At 70.6% G+C, this 18,479-nt stretch carries 15 protein-coding genes; 6 read left to right on the forward strand and 9 right to left on the reverse strand.

Annotated features, from left to right (window positions below; all coding sequences use genetic code 11):
• The first annotated feature begins 38 nt into the window (after positions 1–38).
• Together ACIOJD_RS10105 and ACIOJD_RS10110 are read left to right on the forward strand one after the other, a co-directional pair.
• On the forward strand, positions 39–1,031 hold the full coding sequence (locus ACIOJD_RS10105) for an ATP-binding cassette domain-containing protein (protein ID WP_401911691.1): 993 nt from the start codon (positions 39–41) through the stop codon (positions 1,029–1,031).
• Positions 1,028–1,810 carry an ABC transporter permease gene (locus ACIOJD_RS10110; protein ID WP_401910542.1) on the forward strand — a complete coding sequence of 261 codons (783 nt, stop codon included), beginning with the start codon at positions 1,028–1,030 and terminating at the stop codon, positions 1,808–1,810. Before ACIOJD_RS10105 ends, ACIOJD_RS10110 begins: the two co-directional genes overlap by 4 nt.
• Positions 1,811–2,010: 200 nt before the next feature.
• Here ACIOJD_RS10110 and ACIOJD_RS10115 read toward each other — a convergent pair whose 3' ends face one another.
• Together ACIOJD_RS10115 and ddaH are read right to left on the reverse strand one after the other, a co-directional pair.
• Positions 2,011–4,221: an acyltransferase family protein gene (locus tag ACIOJD_RS10115; protein ID WP_401911694.1), complete on the reverse strand. Its 2,211-nt coding sequence runs from the start codon at positions 4,219–4,221 to the stop codon at positions 2,011–2,013.
• A 92-nt stretch (positions 4,222–4,313) separates the two neighbouring features.
• Positions 4,314–5,129 carry a dimethylargininase gene (ddaH, locus tag ACIOJD_RS10120; RefSeq protein WP_401910545.1) on the reverse strand — a complete coding sequence of 272 codons (816 nt, stop codon included), beginning with the start codon at positions 5,127–5,129 and terminating at the stop codon, positions 4,314–4,316.
• A 485-nt stretch (positions 5,130–5,614) separates the two neighbouring features.
• Between ddaH and ACIOJD_RS10125 the strand changes: the two genes are divergently transcribed.
• Positions 5,615–6,367, forward strand: coding sequence for a bifunctional DNA primase/polymerase (locus ACIOJD_RS10125; RefSeq protein ID WP_401910547.1), 753 nt, complete (start codon positions 5,615–5,617; stop codon positions 6,365–6,367).
• Positions 6,368–6,535: 168 nt separating this feature from the next.
• Here ACIOJD_RS10125 and ACIOJD_RS10130 read toward each other — a convergent pair whose 3' ends face one another.
• From ACIOJD_RS10130 to ACIOJD_RS10160, 7 genes are all read right to left on the reverse strand, one after another.
• Positions 6,536–7,450 carry a hypothetical protein gene (locus tag ACIOJD_RS10130; RefSeq protein ID WP_401910550.1) on the reverse strand — a complete coding sequence of 305 codons (915 nt, stop codon included), beginning with the start codon at positions 7,448–7,450 and terminating at the stop codon, positions 6,536–6,538.
• Positions 7,401–8,369: an iron uptake transporter permease EfeU gene (gene efeU, locus ACIOJD_RS10135; RefSeq protein WP_401910551.1), complete on the reverse strand. Its 969-nt coding sequence runs from the start codon at positions 8,367–8,369 to the stop codon at positions 7,401–7,403. The genes ACIOJD_RS10130 and efeU overlap by 50 nt, the downstream gene beginning before the upstream one ends.
• A gap of 21 nt (positions 8,370–8,390) precedes the next feature.
• A complete protein-coding gene (efeB, locus tag ACIOJD_RS10140) occupies positions 8,391–9,737 on the reverse strand; it encodes an iron uptake transporter deferrochelatase/peroxidase subunit (RefSeq protein ID WP_401910553.1) in 1,347 nt (448 codons plus the stop codon).
• A 20-nt stretch (positions 9,738–9,757) separates the two neighbouring features.
• Positions 9,758–10,894, reverse strand: coding sequence for an iron uptake system protein EfeO (efeO, locus tag ACIOJD_RS10145; RefSeq protein ID WP_401910556.1), 1,137 nt, complete (start codon positions 10,892–10,894; stop codon positions 9,758–9,760).
• A gap of 320 nt (positions 10,895–11,214) precedes the next feature.
• The gene (locus ACIOJD_RS10150; protein ID WP_401910558.1) at positions 11,215–12,057 is read right to left on the reverse strand and encodes a heme ABC transporter ATP-binding protein; all 843 of its coding nucleotides are present in this window, start codon (positions 12,055–12,057) and stop codon (positions 11,215–11,217) included.
• 53 nt (positions 12,058–12,110) lie between these two features.
• Complete coding sequence (locus ACIOJD_RS10155) at positions 12,111–13,241, reverse strand: FecCD family ABC transporter permease (protein ID WP_401910561.1); 1,131 nt, start codon at positions 13,239–13,241, stop codon at positions 12,111–12,113.
• 1 nt (position 13,242) lies between these two features.
• A complete protein-coding gene (locus ACIOJD_RS10160) occupies positions 13,243–14,298 on the reverse strand; it encodes a hemin ABC transporter substrate-binding protein (RefSeq protein ID WP_401910564.1) in 1,056 nt (351 codons plus the stop codon).
• 189 nt (positions 14,299–14,487) lie between these two features.
• On the opposite strand from ACIOJD_RS10160, the gene ACIOJD_RS10165 reads away from it, so the two are divergent.
• The 3 genes from ACIOJD_RS10165 to ACIOJD_RS10175 all read left to right on the forward strand — a co-directional run bounded on the left by ACIOJD_RS10165 (position 14,488) and on the right by ACIOJD_RS10175 (position 18,438).
• Positions 14,488–15,891: an HtaA domain-containing protein gene (locus ACIOJD_RS10165; RefSeq protein ID WP_401911697.1), complete on the forward strand. Its 1,404-nt coding sequence runs from the start codon at positions 14,488–14,490 to the stop codon at positions 15,889–15,891.
• 173 nt (positions 15,892–16,064) lie between these two features.
• On the forward strand, positions 16,065–17,684 hold the full coding sequence (locus ACIOJD_RS10170) for an HtaA domain-containing protein (protein ID WP_401910566.1): 1,620 nt from the start codon (positions 16,065–16,067) through the stop codon (positions 17,682–17,684).
• Between the two features lie 100 nt (positions 17,685–17,784).
• A complete protein-coding gene (locus tag ACIOJD_RS10175) occupies positions 17,785–18,438 on the forward strand; it encodes a PhzF family phenazine biosynthesis protein (protein WP_401910569.1) in 654 nt (217 codons plus the stop codon).
• The last annotated feature ends 41 nt before the right edge of the window (positions 18,439–18,479 follow it).

Consider the following 18,479-nt stretch of genomic DNA (forward strand, 5'->3'; position numbering starts at 1 on the left):
ACCCCTTCGAATGGGAGGGCCCCATGCCTTTTTCTGTCATGTCCATGCCCAGGCAAGGGGACGGCCGGCAGTCGCCCGCCGCCGTCTCCGCCCTCGATCTGCGCAAGTCGTACGGCGACAAGACCGTCCTCGGCGGCATCGATCTGCGGATCCCGTCCGGCACCGTGTTCGCGCTGCTCGGGCCGAACGGCGCCGGCAAGACCACCACCGTGCAGATCCTGTCCACGCTCATCTCCGCCGATGGCGGGCAGGCCCAGGTCGCGGGCCATGATGTCGCCACGGCGCCGGACCGGGTGCGCGCCGCGATCGGCGTCACCGGGCAGTTCGCCGCGCTCGACGACCTGCTCACCGCCGAGGAGAACCTGCTCCTCATGGCCGACCTGCTGCGGCTCGGCAAGCGCGAAGGCCGCGCGCGGGCCAAGGAGTTGCTGGAGCGGTTCGACATCGCGGACGTCGCGCACAAGCGCGCCGCGTTCTTCTCCGGTGGGATGCGCCGTCGGCTCGACCTCGCCATGACACTGGTCGGCGACCCGCGGGTGATCTTCCTCGACGAGCCGACGACCGGGCTCGACCCGCGCAGCCGCCGCACCATGTGGGAGACCGTGCGTTCGCTGGTCGCCGGCGGCGTCACCGTCTTCCTCACCACTCAATACCTGGAGGAGGCCGACCAGTTGGCGGACCGGATCGCGGTGCTCGACGGCGGGCGGATCGTCGCCGAGGGCACCGCCGACGAACTCAAGGCGCGGATCCCCGGCAGCCATGTACGTCTGCGGTTCACCGAGCCCGAGGAGTACGAGCGCGCGGCCGGCGCCTTCCCCGGCGCGGCCCGCGACGATGAGGAACTCGCCCTGCGCGTCGCGGGCGACGGCGGCCTCGACGCGCTGCGCGCCCTGCTCGACCGGCTCGACGCGGCCGGAATCAGCGCCGCAGACCTCTCCGTGCACACCCCCGACCTCGACGACGTGTTCCTCGCCCTGACCGGCGACGGCGTCACCAACACCGCGCTCCACATGAAGGAGACCCTGCGATGAGCACCCTCACCTACGCCGTGCACGACTCGGCGACGATGCTGCGGCGGAATCTGAAGCACGCGATCCGCTATCCGGCCGTGGGATTCGGAAGCGCCATGCTGCCGATCCTGATGCTGCTGCTGTTCGTGTACGCCTTCGGCGACTCGATCGGCGCCGGCATGGGCGGCGGCCGGGACGCGTATCTGAACTATCTGACGCCCGGCATCGTCATCATGGGCGTGGCAGCCGGGTCGATGTCGACCTCGATCGCGGTCTGCATGGACATGACTGAGGGCATCATCAACCGCTTCCGCACCATGAACATCACGCGCTCGTCGTTCATGACGGGGCATGTCCTCGGAAGCGTCATCCAGACGATGGTGAGCGCCGTACTGGTCGTCGGCGTCGCGCTCGCCGTCGGATTCCGGTCCGGGGCCAACCCCCTGGAGTGGCTGGCAGCGGCGGGCCTCCTCGCGGCCATCGCCTTCGCCGTGACCTGGCTGTCCGTGGCGCTCGGCCTGATCTCCAAGACCGTCGAGTCGGCGAGCAACAAGCCGCTGCTCGTCCAGTTCCTGCCGTTCCTCGGCTCGGCGTTCGTGCCGGCCGAGTCGATGTCACCGGGCCTGCGCTGGTTCGCCGAGCACCAGCCGTTCACGCCGATGACCGAGACACTGCGCGGCCTGCTCTCCGGCTCGGAGATCGGCGACAACGGCTGGATCTCGCTCGCCTGGTGCGCCGGTATCGCCCTGGTCGGCTACGTCTGGTCACGGTCGGTCTTCAACAGCGGCACCACGCGCTGAGCACCGGAGCACCGGAGCACCGGAGCACGAAAGCCGGAGCACAAAAGGCGGAGCACGAAAGCCGGAACGCCATGGCCGGAGCCATGTGCGCGACGATCCTCGGGCCACGCCGACCGCCGGGGTGGCCCGAAGGACACCAGCCGGCCGGGCAGACATCTGCCCGGCCGGCTTCCGTCACGGCTTCCGTCACGACCTCTCCGCTACGGGCTCTCCGCCGTCAACAGGCGGTCGTCGAGGACGGGAGCGATCGCCTCCGCGTAACCCTCGGCCATATGGCTGTCGTCGCGGTAGACGAGCGTGTCGCCCACGACCACCGGACACGTACCCGTACGGGCGCAGAGCCAGGGCTCGGGATCGATGACCGACACCCCGGTCGACCTCGCCGCGGCCTTGGCGGCGGCTCCCCGGGTCTGGCTCCGGATTGCCTGGGGCAGGTGATTCGTACAGCGCCCCAGCGCCAGCGGGTACGTGGACGCGCAGTCGACCGGGTCGGTCTTCGGCCAGGGGGTGTCGAGGATGGCGGTCACCCGGGCACCGGTGCGCGTCAGCGCCCGGAACGTGTCGCGATACCCGGCGGTCCACCCCTGAAGCGGGTCGCTCATCGTCCGTGCCGGGCGACCCGCGTCCGAGGACGAGACGATCACCATCGACGGGCGGAGTTCCGCGATCCTGTCGAGTGCCTTGCGCCGCCACACGTCGCAGACCGTGTACGGCCGGTGATTGTCGACGGTCGTCACCGCGGGCACCTTGCAGGATGCCTTGGTCAGCGAGACCAGTTTCCAGCCGTGCTTCCGGGCGAGCGGTTCCAGCGCCGGGAACCACTGAGCGGCGTGGGAGTCGCCGAAGAGGACGACGGTCTTCGCCGAGGAGCGGTCTCCGTAGACGCACAGGGGCGTGCGGGTGCTCCCGTAATCCTGATGACAACTGTCCCGGTAGATCGCGGACTTCGTACTCTTGATCCGGCCCAGCGCCGGACTGAGATTGTTCGGCAGACGCGCACCGGACGTCTCCAGCAACTCCGCCAGGCGCGGCTCGGCTCGCGGCGCCGTCGCGAGCCCCTCCTTGAGGGCGGGCGCGGCCGTACCGGAGTCGATCGGCGGCGGGAAGGCCGCCGCGATCAGGGACGCCGCCGCGGCCGCCGCCGACAGGCCGAGACCGAGGCTCAGCCCCCGGCCCGGCCGGCCACGGAACGCAGTGTGGAACCGCACCGGATTCTCCACCAGGCGCAGAGTCCCCCACGCCAGGCACAGGGCGAGCGCGCAGAGCGCGAAGGCGAGCGGCAGGTCCAAGGGCCTGACCAGTGCCTTCGGCCCGATGACAAGGAGCGGCCAGTGCCACAGGTACCAGCTGTACGACAGTCCGCCGAGCCAGATCGCGGGCCGGAGCGCGAGCAGCAGCCGGGCGTCGAACGGGGCGGGCGAGCAGCCGCCGGCCAGTACGAGCGCGGCCCCGAGGACCGGCAGGAGCGCGGCGTATCCCGGAAACGGTGTGCCCTCGTCGAAGCGGACCGCCGCCAGTACGACACAGCCCAGACCGATCCAGGTCATCGGCGCCGAAAGCGCCGCGGGCAGCCGCTCCAGCCAGGTGGCGGACATCGCCAGAAGCGCTCCGACGCCCAGTTCCCAGGCGCGGGTGTGCGAGCCGAAGTACGCCCAGGGCGCCGAACCCTCCGTCACGTACACGCTCAGCCCGAACGACGTCAGGCAGAGCACCGCGAGCACCGCGGCCGGCAGCCACCGGCGCCGTGCGACCTTCCAGGTGAGAAGCAACAGCAGTGGCCACAGCAGATAGAACTGCTCCTCCACGGCCAACGACCAGAAGTGCTGGAACGGCGACGGCGGGCTTCCCTGCGCGAGATAGTCCGTGCCGGACAGCGCCAGCCGGAAGTTCACCGCGTACAGAGCGCTGCTGAGCGCGTCTCCCGCGTACTCGGCGAGGCGGACCGTCGGCAGGAACAGCCACGCACCGACGAGCGTGGCGACCACGACGAGCGTCGACGCGGGAAGCAGGCGCAACGCCCGGCGGGCGTAGAACTTCCGGATCGATATACCGCCGGTGGCGGAGAGTTCACGCGCCAGCGACGAGGTGATGAGAAAGCCCGAGATCACGAAGAAGACATCGACACCGACATAACCGCCGCTGACGTGGTTCACCCCGGCGTGGGAGAGAACGACCAGGGTGACGGCCAGGGCACGGAGTCCCTGGATGTCGGTACGCGGTGCGGGGGGAGGCGGAGGCGGAGGTGGAGTACGGGTGCTCGTGCTCGTACGGGACTTCGTACCCGTACCTGTACCCGTACCTGTATCCGTACCCGTGGTCGTGCCCGTACTCGTGCTCGCGGGGGCCTCGGTGCCGGCAGGCGCGGAGCGCGGAATCCATGTGCGGCGACGTTTCCGTGCTCCCGGAATCAACGCCACGCCTTGTGCCTGTTCTGCCACTGAGAGTTCGAGCCGTTTCCGTGATCCCCGTTACCGATCGGGCCATCGTGGACCGCGCAGGTGAATCAGGGGCGTAGCTCTTGTGTACAGCACTTGACGCTGCCGCCTCCCTTGAGCAGTTCGCCGAGATCCATGCCGAGCGGCTCGAATCCCCGCTCGCGCAACGGCTCGTAGAGCCCCGACGCGGCTTGCGGCAGCAGGACGTGCAGGCCGTCGCTCACCGCGTTCAGCCCCAGTGCCGCCGCGTCCGGCTCGGTGGCGACGAGCGCGTCGGGGAAGAGGCGGGCGAGAACGGACCGGCTGCCGGGGGAGAAGGCGCCGGGGTAGTACATGATCTCGTCGGCCGTGTCGTCCAGGACGCACAGGGCCGTGTCCAGGTGGTAGTAGCGCGGGTCGATCAGGTCCAGGCCGATCACCGGACGGCCGAAGAACTCCTGTGCCTCGTCGTGCGAGAGCGGGCTGGAGCGGAAGCCGCGCCCGGCCAGCAGGTAGGAGGCGGTGACGGCGAAGTCGCCCTCGCCCTCGTTGACGTGGATGGGTTCGCGGATGTCGCGGTAGCCGTGGGTACGGAACCACGCGAGGTGTGCTTCGGCTTCGCCCGTACGTTCCGGATGGGCGAAGCGGGCGCCGAGTACCCGTCCGTCGATGACGGTGGCGCCGTTCGCGGCGAAGACCATGTCGGGCAGGTCGGGGTGCGGGTCCAGCAGGGAGACGGTGTGGCCGAGCGCGCGGTACCGGTCGTGGAGGTCTTCCCACTGGGTGAGGGCCAGCCGGAGGTCCACCGGCTTCGCCGGGTCCATCCAGGGGTTGATCGAGTACGTGACCTTGAAGTGGCGCGGCGGACACATGAGATAGCTGCGGGGCGAGGCTTCACGAGGCAAGAGGGGCTCCTCACGAGCTGCGGTGCACACGACGTGTGCGTGCCGTTACCCATGGTCCGCTCTGTCCCGCTCGTACGCTGTGAACCGTTCGGGTGGTTCATGGCGTTTCATCCGGAACGTGCGAGGCGATCCGGAACACGCGAGGCGTTACGTCCCGCCTCGTTCGCGCGGACTCCGTCCTCGCGTGTGCGGCTGTGCGGTCCGGTTCCGCGGCACTGCGTGCCACGCCCGGTCCCGCCGCTCCCGCCTCCCCCGTCCGGTGGGGGGCGCGTGGGGGCGCGTGGGGGCATGTGGGGCGGATGTGTCGAACGCCACCGCGCTCAGGAGCCCGAATTGGTGCTTGATATCGGTACATACCCACCCATTGAGCCCGGTGGTGGCGCGTGGCTCCTCGTACCCCGGTTGGGGAGCGCGGCCACGTGAGGAGCAGGATGGTGCGACCATGGGAGAGTCCGCAGGGGCAAGCGTGGAGTGTGAGGGGATAGATGGGCGACGATTTCGGCCGCTACCGCGGCACTGAGAGCAGGTTTCCCCAGTGGCTGCGCAGGCGCCCGAAGAAGAGTGCCGGTAGCTCCGCGCTCGACGGAGGCGCGGCCGGCCGAGAGGCGCTGCTCCTCGCCGTCGCCCAAGCAGGTATGCCCATCTCGCCCGCGGCCCATCCGGTCGGTTACCGATGTTCCTGTGAGCGGATCGGCTGTCCGACCCCGGCCAGGCATCCCGTCTCGTTCGCCTGGCAGACCCAGTCCACGACCGATCGCGCGCAGATCGAGCGCTGGGCCCGCAATCAGCCCCAGGCCAATTTCATCACCGCGACCGGCATGATCCACGACGTGCTGGACGTCCCGCTCGAAGCGGGCGCCCATGCGCTGGAACGCCTGCTGGATCAGGGGATCGACGTCGGCCCCGTGGCCGACTCCGGCGGCGACCGGATGCTGTTCTTCACCGCGACCCGGGGCACCCCCGAGGACGAGGACGAGTGGTGGCCCTGTGAACTGGACTGCCACCCCGAGACGATGGACGAGCACCCGGGCCTGCGGTGGCACTGCCGGGGCAGCTACGTCCTCGTGCCACCGGCCCAGCTGCCCGGCGACCTCGCGGTGCGCTGGCTGCGCGGTCCCGAGCACGAACTGCCCGACCCGCTGACGCTGTTGGAGACGCTGACGGACGAGTGTGCTCGTTACGCGGGGGAGAACGGCGAGCTGGACCCGCACGCGGTGGCCTGGCCGCTGGGCCGCTGACGCCGGGACCCGGGTCACGGGGCCCGGTGGCAGCCGATGGTCCGGCTGCCGGGCCATCGGCACTGTGACCTGCGTACGGAGACGATCTGCGTATACGGAGACGACCGGCGTACGCAGCCACGACCTGCGTACGCAGCCACGTCGTGGCCACGTGGCTGCGTCGTCCCTCTACGAACCCGTCGCGCCGGTAACTCCCTGAAGCCGCCCGATCACGTCCACCCCTGACGAGTCCGCGCCGCTCTTCGGCACCAGCGCCGTCTGGCTGGAGATCCAGTCCTTGGTGAGCGAGCTCTTCACGTCGCCCTCCATCAGGGCCTTCACATCCGAACTCACCTCGGGCCGCACGCCCTTCGCGCCCGTCTGCCGCTCGAAGAACCGCGTCGCGAAGAACGTCATCGCGCCCCCGTCCGCCGTGCGCAGCCCCAGCGGTGCGAAGTCGCCCTCGGACAGCGGCTGGTCGGCGTACTGCGTGGTTATGCCGGGCACCCGTTCCTTCTTCTTGCGGCTGTCCCGCCACTGGTCCGTGTGCGGCCCGGACGCGAAGTGCTCCGGCGTGCCGTCCTTCAGGTACGCGGTGTACTCCGGGCTCAGATTCTTCGGAGCGACCGCCAGCGTCTTGCTGTCCGGCTCCACCGACTCGCCCCAGCCGTCCTTGTCGGTCTTGAACTCCGGGACCTTGTCCGGGGCGAGGATCGTCAGGTACGCGCACTCCCACTGCTTGTCCGGACCGCCGCGCACAAAGGCCAGCACCCACCGGAACTGCGGCCCGTTCGCCTGGGTCCGGTTGCTCTTGGTGTCCGCGACGAAGAAGCGCGGCCAGCCGGCCTTCTTCGGGATGGTGAACTTCGCGTCGGTCAGCTCCAGCGGCTGATGCGCGGAGTTGCCGTCCGGCGTGGTGATGCTGCGCGCCTTGAGACCGGCCTGGTTGATCGCACCGAGCGCACCGGTCACCCGGTCCGCGTCGAGCGTCGGATCGTACGCCTTGTCCGCCGCGTTGTAAGCGTCGGTGAAGTCCGCGAGCGCCCGCCGGGCCTCACTCCGTTCCGCCGACGGCAGGACCGCCAGCTCCCCGTGCACCGTCACGCACCCGCTCGCCGTCAGGCACAGCACCGTTACCGTCGCCAGCCCCGCCGCTGCCCGAATCGGCCTTCTCAGCCTGCTCATCGGTCGCCTTCTGCTTCTTGACCGCCACTGACCGTCCGAACCCTACCGGGGCAAGGAACAGAGCGAGAGTCGGGACCAGATACAGGCACCAGACCGTCACCTGGAGCACGGTCGGGTCCGGCTGGAAGTTGAGGACGCCCTTGAGGAGCGTGCCGTACCAGCTGTCCGGCGGAATCGTCGCGCTGATGTCGAACGCCTTGTCCGCCAGACCACCCAGGAAGCGTGCCTCCTGAAGATCGTGGACACCGTACGCGAGCACCCCGGCCGCGGCGATCACCAGCATCCCGCCGGTCCAGGTGAAGAACCTCGACAAGTCGATCCTGACCGCGCCCCGGTAGAAGAGCCCGCCCAGCACCACCGCGCTCGCGATGCCGAGCAGCACACCGATCAGCGGCGCGTGCGTACCGTCCTGCGAGGCACGCACCGACGCCCAGACGAACAGCGCCGTCTCCAGGCCCTCCCGGCCCACGGCGAGGAAGGCCGTCGCGACCAGTGCGCCCGTACCCATCCGGAGCGCCGCGTCCAGCCGGCCGTGCAGCTCCGCCCGCAGATGCCGCGCCGTACGCCGCATCCAGAAGACCATCCAGGTCACCAGCCCCACCGCGACGATCGACAGCGAGCCGCCGAGTGCCTCCTGCGTCTCGAACGTCAGCTCCTGCGAACCGAATTCGAGCCCGAAACCGAAACCGAGCGCGAGGGCGACCGCGACCCCGATGCCGATCCAGACGGGGCGCAGCGCGTCCCGCCGGCCGGTCTTCACCAGGTACGCGATCAGGATGCAGACGACGAGACTGGCCTCAAGACCCTCGCGCAGACCGATCAGATAATTGCCGAACACGTCTCGGGTTCCTTCCGTTGTTCAGGAGAACAGCGCCCGCCCCCACCAGTCGTCCTTGTCCCGGACGCCCGGCGGGATCGCGAAGACCGCTGAACCCACGTGCTGGATGTATTCGTTGAGCGCGTCGGAGCGCGCCAGAGACCGCTGTACGGGGATGAACGCGTCCCGTACGTCACGCTGGTACGCCAGGAAGAACAGCCCCGCGTCGAGACGGCCGAGGCCGTCCGTACCGTCCGTGAAGGAGTAGCCGCGGCGCAGCATCCGGACCCCGTGGTGGGAGTCCGGATGCGCCAGGCGTACGTGCGATGTCGGCAGCATCGCCCTGAGGCTGGGTTTGTCGTGCTCGTGCGCCTTGCCGACCGCCGCGCCCTCGCCCTTGTCCCGGCCGAAGACGTCCTCCTGCTCCTGGAGGGACGTACGGTCCCAGCTCTCGATCCGCATCGAGATCCGGCGGGCGACGAGGTACGAGCCGCCCGCCAGCCAGGCCGGGCCGTCCTTCCGCGACACCCATACGTGCGTGTCGAGAGCGGCGGAGTCGGTGCCGGCGATATTGCTGGTGCCGTCCTTGAAACCGAAGAGATTGCGCGGGGTCTGGGCGCCGGGCGTGGTCGACGACGTCTTGCCGAAGCCGAGCTGCGACCAGCGCACCGCGACCTTCCCGAAGCCGATCCTGGCCAGATTGCGGATCGCGTGCACCGCGACCTGTGGATCGTCGGCGCACGCCTGGACACACAGATCGCCGCCGCCGCGCGCCGGATCGAGGTTGTCGCCGGGGAACCTCGGCAGATCCACGAGCGCCGCCGGGCGGTGTTGCTCCATGCCTCCGCCGAACCGGCCCCCGGCGAAGAGCGAGGGGCCGAAGCCGACGGTCAGGGTGAGCCGGGACGGCTTGAGGCCGAGCGCCTCACCCGTGTCGTCCGGCGGTGCCTCGGCGAGACCGCCGTACGCGCCCTCACCGACCGCGTGGCCCGCCGTCATCCGCTCGGCGGCCCGGGTCCAGTCCTTGAGCAACTGGACGAGTTCCGCCCGGTCCTGGGTCGTCACGTCGAACGCGGCGAAGTGCAGCCGGTCCTGTACGGCGGTGGCGATACCGGCCTGGTGCGGGCCATGGAACGGGACCGCCGCGCCGGAATCGGCGGCTGACGCGACGGCGTTGCCGTCCCCGTCCCTGTCCCCGTTCCCGTCCCTGTCTCGCAGGGCGGCCATGGTGCCACCGGTCGCGGCGGCGCCGAGTGCGAGCCCGGCACCGCTCCAGCCGAGCAGCGAACGGCGGGAGGGGGAGGCTCCTTCCCCGCCGGTTTCCCCGCCGGTCTTCTCGTCGGACTCGGACTCGGACTCGGACTCGGACTCGGACATGGACTCGGACATGGATCGCGACCCTTACCTGGCTACTTGACGACAGCGGCGGCGAGCTTGGACAGCGGCTCCGCCAGCGCGTTCACGCCGTCCGAGAGTTCCTTGCGCTGCTTCTCGCCGACCTTGTCGTACGAGGTGAAGGCGTACGAGCCGGGCGCGTCGCGGTACTTGTCGAGCAGCTTGTCCAGCGCGGCGAACTGCTTGTCCAACTCGCCGACCAGCGTTGCGTCGTTCTTCGCGGCGACCGGCTTGAGCAGTTCGTACGACTGCCGCGCGCCCTCGACGTTGGCCTTGAAGTCGACCAGGTCGGTGTGGCTGTAGCGCTCCTCCTCGCCCGTGACCTTGCCGGAGGCGACCTCGTCCAGCAGTTCCTTCGCGCCGTTGGCCATCGAGGTCGGGGTGATCTCGGCCTTGCCGACGCGCTTCTGCCAGTCGAGGAGGTCCTTGTCGAGGGAGTCGGCGAGCGCGGTGGCGTCCGGGCCGAGCTTCTTGTCCTGCCAGAGTTCCTTCTCCAGCCGGTGCCAGCCGGTCCACTTCTGGCCCGGCTCCAGGCTGTCGGCGCGCACATCGACCTTCGGGTCGATGTCGCCGAAGGACTCGGCGACCGGCTCGGTGCGCTCCCAGCCGATACGGGAGGGCGCGTACGCCTTCTTCGCCGCCTCGATGTCACCGGCGCGCACGGCGTCGGTGAAGGTCCTGACCTTCGGCAGCGTCTCGTCGGCCTGCGCCTGGACGTACTTGCGGTACGCGGCGACCGCGGCGTCCATCTCCGGACTCCGCTTGGCGGCCGCCTTACCGCCGGTGACGGTGACCTTCTGGCGGATGCCGTCGCCCTTCATGCCGGGCTTGCAGGCGATCTCGTACGAACCGGCCTTCACCTCGGCGGTGACCTTGGCCTTGGTGCCGGGGCCGATGTTCTCGCGCTCGGTGACGATCCGGTCGTCCGGGAAGAGGACGTACACCTCGGTGACCTTGCTGCCCTGGTTCTCGACGGCCAATTCCACATGGCCCGCCGGGAATTCCTTCGTGGACACCTCGCAGGAGTCGTCCTTCGCCGTGACCTGGACGGTGCCGTCGCCGGCCTTGGCGTCGCTTTTCTCGGCGCAGCCCGCGACGGCGGTCAGGGCGGCCAGCGTGGCGGTGGCGGTGGCGAGGCGGGCAGGTCGCATACGGGGCTCCACGATGGAAGAAGCGGAAGAACACGGCACGAACGAACGGGTGGATTCCTGAGTAAAAGGGGAAGCGAAGCGGGCTTAACTTAACTAAGGCTTACCTTGGTTGCGACCGTTCGTCCAGTGATTCGGCTCTCACTTCCGCCGCTGGATACGGGCAGATCACGGCGGCCTTTTGGCCGTGCCACGGCAGGGTCAAATGCCGGTCAAGAAGGGTGTTCCGGGGAATGCCCCGGCCCTGCTTCAGGCGCCGCCTCCGGTCTCGTTCGCGTTCCGGTCTCGTTCCCGGTCCCGTTCCGGTCCCGTTCCGGTTCCGGTCACCGGACCGGGAGCACCAGTGGGGTTCCGGTCCGGGGGTGTGGGAACACCTCGACGGGCTGGCGGTAGACCCGGCTCAGCAGTTCGTCGTGGAACACCTCGGACGGCGGCCCCTCGGCCGCGATCGTCCCGTCGTGCAGGACGGCGGTCCGGTCCGCGTGGGCGGCGGCGAGCCCCAGATCGTGCAGGACGACCACGACGGCGTCGCCCGCCGCCGCGCGCTCCCGGCAGATCCGCAGGACCAGTTCCTGATGGCGCAGGTCGAGTGCGGCGGTCGGCTCATCGAGGAGCAGCAGCGGGGCGCGCTGGGCGAGGACCCGGGCCAGGGCGACCCGGGCGCGTTCGCCGCCGGAGAGCCCGGAGAAGGGGCGCGCGGCGAACTCGGTGACCTCGGTGGCCGCCATCGCCTCGGCGACGGCCGCCTCGTCCTCGTACTCCAGCTCGGTCCCGGCCCAGGGCGCCCGGCCCATCCGTACGACGTCCGCGACCGGGAAGGGAAAGGAGAGCGTGGCCGCCTGGGGGAGCACGGAACGGCGCAGGGCGAGTTCGGGTGCGGACCAGGCGTACGCGGGGCGCCCGTCGATCCGTACCTCGCCACGCTCCGGACGGAGATCGGCGGCGAACGCGGCGAGGAGGGTCGACTTCCCGGCCCCGTTGGGCCCGACGAGCGCGAGCACCTCACCGGCGCGCGCGGTGAGATCGATCCCGGACAGTACGGTGCGTTGACCGAGGCGGACCTGGAGGCCGCGGACTTCGGCGACGGCGTCGCCGGGGACGCTGAGAGAGGGGAGCGCACGCCGGCGTACGGCGAACAGGCCCTTGAGATGGACGCGTTGCCTCACGCTCCGCCTCACACCCCGCCCTGCCTCATGCCCGGTTCCATGACGTACTCGGCTCATGCCCAGCCTCCCTGCTTGCGCCGCGTCCTGCGCAACAGCCAGAAGAAGAACGGGCTGCCGAACAGCGCGGTCAGTACGCCCAGGGGCAGTTCCGCCGGAACCGCGACCGTACGGGCCGCCAGGTCGCCCGCGACCAGGACCAGCGCGCCGCCGAGGGCGCTGCCCGGGACCAGGAAGCGGTGGCCGGGGCCGTTCGCCATCCGCAGCAGATGCGGCACCAGCAGCCCCACGAACGTGATGATCCCGGCCACCGCGACCGCCGCCGCCGTGAGCAGCGCGACCACCAGCACCAGCACGACACGGAGCCGCTCGACATCCACCCCCAGATGGCGTGCGGGCCGCTCGCCGAGCGCGAGGAGATCCAGCTTCCGCGCGGAGAACGGCGCGACGGCCAGACCGGCCAGCGCGCACGGCAGTACGGCGAGGACCTTCGGCCAGGTCGCCTGCGCCAGCGAACCGAGCTGCCAGAAGGTGATCTGCGTGACCTGCGCGTTGTCCGCGAAGAAGATGAACAGCCCGATCAGCGCTCCCGCGAACGCGTTCACCGCGATGCCGGTGAGGATGAGCGTGACCACTTCCGTACGGCCGCCCGAGCGGGACAGCGCGTACACCAGCAGGACGGTCGCGAGCCCGGCGACGAACGCGCAGACCGTCACCGTCCAGTTGCCGAAGAAGCTCAGCCCCAGCGCGATCGAGGCCACCGCGCCGACCGCGGCGCCCGACGAGATCCCGATGACGCCGGGCTCGGCGAGCGGATTGCCGAACACGCCCTGCATCAGCGCGCCCGCGCAGCCGAGCGAGGCGCCGACGAGCAGGGCGAGCACGACGCGGGGCAGCCGGACGTTCCACAGGACGCTCTCGCCGACGCGGTCGAGCGCGGCGCCGCCGAGCCCCGCCCGGTGCTGGACCGAGGCGAGTACGTCCCCGAGAGGGATGTCGTACGCACCGATCCCGGCGGAGAGCAGGCAGAGCAGGAGCAGCGCCGCGAGCAGCGCGGCAGTGAGTGCGGTGGAGCCGCCGGCGGGCCGCCGCCGCTTCCCGGTTCCGGCCGGGGTGCCGGTGCCGGTGCCGGTGCCCCTGCTCCCGCTCGTGCTGGTCCTGGTGTTGGTGTCGGAAGCTGACGTCACGTCACTTTCCGTCCGCGTACAGCTGCTTGACGATCGACTCCAGCACCTCGTCCGTGCGCGGACCGTAGTTCAGCAGCACCCCGTCATCGACCGAGACGACCCTGCGGTCCAACCCGGCCGGTGTCTCGGCGACGCCCGGGATCTTCACCAGGCCGTCCGGCCCGCCCACGGAGTCAAGTCCCTTGGTCATCACCAGGATCGCGTCGGGCGCGGCTTTCGCCAGCGCCTCGCTGGTGATCGCGGTGAAGTCCTTCCGCAGCCCCGACGCCTTGCCCGCGTCGACCGCTCCGGCCGCCTCCAGCAGCGAACTCGCCCCGGATCCGGCCCCGCCGAGCAGATAGACCGAGGCCGACCCGCGCAGGTAGAGGAAGGCCACGCGCGGTTTCGGGCCGCCGCTCGCGTGCGCCGGAATGTCCTGCTGGACGCGGCTGATCCGCTGCTCCGTACGCTGCTTCAGCTCGGCGCCCGCCGTCTCGACGCCCAGCGCGCCGGCCACCGCGTCGATCCGCGCCCCCACGTCGTCCAGGCTCTTGGCGGGTTCGACGACGACCAGCGGGATACCCGCGTCCCGGATCTGCTCGATGGCCTCGGCCGGGCCCGTGGTGGTGTCGGCGAGGACAAGGGTCGGCCTGAGCGAGAGGACTCCCTCCGCCGAGACATCGTGCGCCCGGGTCACCACGGGGAGTTTCGCGGCCTGTTCGAAGGTGGCGGTGATGTCCCGGGCCACGACCCGCTTTCCGAGGCCGAGGGTGAAGACGATCTCGTTCAGGGATCCGGTCAGTGGCACGACCCGGTCGGCCGAGGTGACGGTGACCTTTCCGCCGTCCGCCGAGTTCACGGTGGTGGGCAGGTGCGGTTCGGGCACGGTGGCCAGGGGCTCCACGCGGTCGGCGGGGGACGCGGCCGGGTGACGCTCCGGGTCGGCCGCGTCCGTACCGCCGTTTCCGCTGCCGGTTCCGTTGCCACCGCAGCCGGTGGTGGCGAGTGTGAGGGCAAGCACAGAGAGGAGCGCACCCGTGAGGCGTGATCTGCGCACCGAGTGCACCGTCCTGTTCATTCGGTCGAGGCTTCTGTGGCGGGAGGGCTTCCGGCACAGGCTGGAGATAGCTTAGGTTAGCCTTACCTCGCTTGCCAGGCCTGAGGCGATTCCGCGTCAGGTTTGCCGTCCGGGGCTGTTGTTCCGGCACGTTCACCGGCACGTTCATCGGCTTGTTCACCGGCTCGTTCAGACCTGGGAGTGACTTCGATGCTGTCCTTCGGCCCCGTGCGCACGTTCGCTGTCGCGCTCCTGCTGGCACTGTCGGCGGCCCTGCTGCCGGCCGCCGGAGCGCAGGCGGCGGACCGCACGGTGCGAGGCGGCAGGCTCGACTGGGGGATCAAATCCTCGTTCCTGAGCTATGTCACCGGGCCGATAGCGCAGGGCAGTTGGTCCCTCGAAGGGGGCGCGGCCACTGTGGACAGCCACTTCCGGTTCCACTCGGCCACCGGCTCGTACGACCCGGACAGCGGCGCCTTCCGGGCCGGCTTCTCCGGCGGAGTGCGCTTCGTCGGACACCGGAAGGCCGACGGATCGTACGAACTCGACCTCACGGTCAGCCGCCCCACCGTACGGATCTCCGCCGAGGGCGGCGGCACCCTCCACGCCGACATGACCAGCAAAGCGAAGGGGACCGGCAAAGTCACCCGGGCGTCCCAGGTCCCGCTCGCCTCGCTCGATCTCTCCGACATCGACATGACCGGCGGCAGCAGTCCCGTAGTCCTCACCGATGTCCCCGCGACACTCACGTCACAGGGCGCAGAGGCCTTCGCCGGCTACTACACGGAGGGTACGGAGCTCGACCCGGTCAGCCTGTCCGTGGATGTCACGGCGGCGGGCAGGCCCACCGCGGCGCCCACCAGCAAGAAGGGGAAGAAGAAGGGCGAAGCCGCGGGCTCCTTCGAGGACGCGGCCGTCGACTGGGGCGTGCGCCGCACCTACCGGGAATACGTCACCGGTCCTGTGGCCAAGGGCAGGTGGACGCTGAGCGAGGGAGCCCAGGACGGAGGCGCGTTCTTCCGCTTCCCGAAGGGCAAGGGAACGTACGACGCGAAGAAGGGGACGCTCGACGCCGACTTCGCGGGCCGTGTCCGCTTCACCGGCACCGGACTCGATCTGACGCTGAGCAGGATCGCCGTACGGGTCAAGGACGGCAAGGGCACCCTGTCCGCCGATGTCACCGACGCGGCCGAGGGCAGCCCGCCCCGCGAAGCCGTCCCCCTTGTCTCTTTCGAGGCCGGGGACTTCACACCGAAGAACGGCCTTGCCTCGCTCAAGGAGACGCCCGCGAAGCTGACATCGCGGGGTGCGAAGGCCTTCGGCTCCCTCTACTCCGCCGGCACGGAGATGGATCCCGTCTCGCTCGCCGTCGCCGTCGACAAGGAGGCGCGGCTGCCCGCGCTGCCCGACCTGGGCAGTGACGCCACGGCGTCCGCGCGGGCGACGGCCACCACCGGTATCCCCGACTCCGCGTCGCCTTCCTCCTCGTCCTCACCGTCCATCGGCGCGGGGACGTATGCGGCGATCGGCGCGGGTGTGCTCGTCGTGGCGGGGCTCGCGGTCCATCTGTCGCTCAGGCACCGTCGCGCCAACTCCGGCCCGGACGGCGGCTGACGACGGCTGATCGCTCCGCCGCCTCCCGCACGCACGCTCATGTGCGCGCCGCATCACGCCCTGTCACAGCACGCCCGCCACAGCGCGCCGCACCACGCCCTGCCCCAGCACGCCACGCCCTGCCACAGCACATCACGCCATGCCACGCCACACGATCGAGGAGTACACCGACCATGGCTGCCACTCGCCGTCCCATAGCCCTCGCCGCCGCCGTCGCGACGGCGGCGGCCCTCGGAGCAACCGCCTTCGCCCTCCCGGCACTCGCGTCCGGCGTCCCCGCCGTGCCGCCCGCATCGGCTCCGGAGGCGGCCCCGGCCGCCGTCCCGCAGGTGGACCTGCGGGACGGCACTCTGGACTGGGGGCTGAAGGAGTCGTTCCGCAGATATGTGACGGGCATCGCCGGGGGGACCATCACGGCCACCCATGGCGCCACCCAGGCCACCGGCAACGGTCCGTTCACGTTCTCCAACGGCTCGGGTACGTACGACCCGAGCACGCACAACGTGGCGACGGACTTCGACGGCAGCGTCCGCTTCTCCTCTCCGGCGCACGGTTTCGACGTCGAGGTCACCGACGTCAAACTGGTCACGGAGGGTACGGGCGGCGCCATCGAGGCGGACGTCACGCTGAACGGCACGACCCAGGACGACATCGCGCTCGCCGCGATCGACCTGACGGACATCCGGCCGGAGACGGGCGCCGGCTCGATGGTCTTCAAGGACATCCCGGCCAAACTGACCGCCGACGGTGCCAAGGCCTTCAACGGCATGTACGCGGAGGGTACGGAGCTGGACAAGGCGACGCTCGCCGTCAGGTACGCCACCGGCACCCAGACGCCATCTCCCACCCCGACTCCCACACCGACCCCGACTCCCACCCCGACGCCCACGCCGTCCGAGTCCCACCCTGTTCAGCCCGGCAACACCCCCACCACCGACACCCCCACCACCAACTCCGCCCCGGGCCCGACCGCTTCGGCCCCCGTGGCGTCCCCGGCGGCCGAGAACGCCGCGATCGTCTCCGGCAACCTCGACTGGGGCGTCAAGGAGTCCTTCCGCTCCTACGTGACGGGCCCGATCGCCAAGGGCAAGGTCGAACTCACCTCCGGCGCCCAGCAGTCGGGCGCCGCCTACCGCTTCCCCAAGGGCACGGGCACCTTCGACGCGGACGCGCAGACCCTCTCCGTGTCCTTCGGCGGCGCGGTCCGCTTCCTCGGCCACCAGGAGTCCGGTGAGTACGTCCTCGACCTCAGCCTGAGCGGCCTCCAGGTCAAGGTGAAGGACGGCAAGGGCACGCTCGTCGCCGATGTCAGCAGCAAGGACCGTGAGACGCAGAAGGTCTCCACGTACAAGGGCCTGGTCGTCGCCGGCCTGAATGTCCCGGCCGGCAAGCTGGCAGCGAAGGACGGCGTCCTCACCCTGAGCGCCGTGCCGGCGACGCTCACCGCCGACGGCACGAAGGCGTTCGGCGGCATGTACGAAGCGGGCACCGCACTCGACAAGCTGACCCTCGCGGTCTCCCTCGACGAGGGCGCGAACCTCCCCGGCGGTACGGGCGGCACTGGCGGCGGCTCCGGTACGGGCGCTACCAGCGGCGGCTCCGGCACGACGGGCGGTGGCACGGTCGGCGGTGGCACGGTGGGCGGTACGACCGGTGGCACCGGTTCCCTGGCCTCCACCGGATCCGATCTTCCGACGGGCGCGCTCCTGGGCGCGGCGGCAGCCGTCGGCGCCACGGGGGCGGTGGTCTTCCTCGCGGCCAGGCGCCGCACCCCGTCCCTGGGCGAGTCCTGACCCGTACGCCCCGCTCCGCGGCAGGGCCGCACCGCCGGAACCGAACGGCGGTGCGGCCCTGCCGCGTCGGAGCCGGAAGGCGTGATGTTTGAATGCCGGGGTGACCGACATCGACGTACTCAGCGTCTTCTGCGGGGCCGACGGCCGAAACGGCAACACGCTCGGTGTCGTCCGCGAAGGGAGTCACCACCCCGACCGGGCGGCCCGGCAGGCCATCGCCGCGCGACTCGGCTACAGCGAGACGGTGTTCGTCGACGACCCCGAACGCGGCGTGGTCGACATCTACACCCCGGGGGTGCGGCTGCCGTTCGCCGGACACCCGCTCGTCGGCGCGGCCTGGCTGCTGGATGTGGAGGCCGTCAATCCGCCCGCAGGGGAGGTCTGGGCCCGCCAGGACGGCGAGTTCACCTGGATCACCGCCCGCGCCGAGTGGGTCCCGCCGCGCACACTCCAGCAGTACAGCTCCGTCGCCGAGGTCGACGCACTGCCCGCGCCGCCGCCGGGGGAGGGCTGGCTCTACGCCTGGGCCTGGCAGGACGAGGCGGCCGGGCGGGTCAGGGCGCGGGCCTTCCCCCGGCGTGACGACGGCATCGCCGAGGACGAGGCGACCGGCGCGGCGGCCCTGTTGCTCACGGCGCGGCTGGGCCGCGCGCTGAACATCAGGCAGGGCCGGGGGTCGCAGATCATCACGGCCCCCGGGCCCGACGGATGGATCGAGATCGGCGGACGGGTGCGGCTGCTCACGGACCGCTGAGCCGTGGGCCGTGGAGACGCGCTACGACGCACCGGCCGCCG

Origin of the sequence: Streptomyces sp. NPDC088116, assembly GCF_044741745.1 — a bacterium.
Lineage (GTDB): Bacteria > Actinomycetota > Actinomycetes > Streptomycetales > Streptomycetaceae > Streptomyces.

Coding starts and splice junctions, on each gene's coding strand:
- ACIOJD_RS10105 (WP_401911691.1), top strand. CDS start 39: ATGTCCATGCCCAGGCAAGGGGACGGCCGGCAGTCGCCCGCCGCCGTC.
- ACIOJD_RS10110 (WP_401910542.1), top strand. CDS start 1,028: ATGAGCACCCTCACCTACGCCGTGCACGACTCGGCGACGATGCTGCGG.
- ACIOJD_RS10125 (WP_401910547.1), top strand. CDS start 5,615: ATGGGCGACGATTTCGGCCGCTACCGCGGCACTGAGAGCAGGTTTCCC.
- efeB (WP_401910553.1), bottom strand. CDS start 9,737: ATGTCCGAGTCCATGTCCGAGTCCGAGTCCGAGTCCGAGTCCGAGTCC.
- efeO (WP_401910556.1), bottom strand. CDS start 10,894: ATGCGACCTGCCCGCCTCGCCACCGCCACCGCCACGCTGGCCGCCCTG.
- ACIOJD_RS10160 (WP_401910564.1), bottom strand. CDS start 14,298: ATGAACAGGACGGTGCACTCGGTGCGCAGATCACGCCTCACGGGTGCG.
- ACIOJD_RS10165 (WP_401911697.1), top strand. CDS start 14,488: ATGCTGTCCTTCGGCCCCGTGCGCACGTTCGCTGTCGCGCTCCTGCTG.
- ACIOJD_RS10170 (WP_401910566.1), top strand. CDS start 16,065: ATGGCTGCCACTCGCCGTCCCATAGCCCTCGCCGCCGCCGTCGCGACG.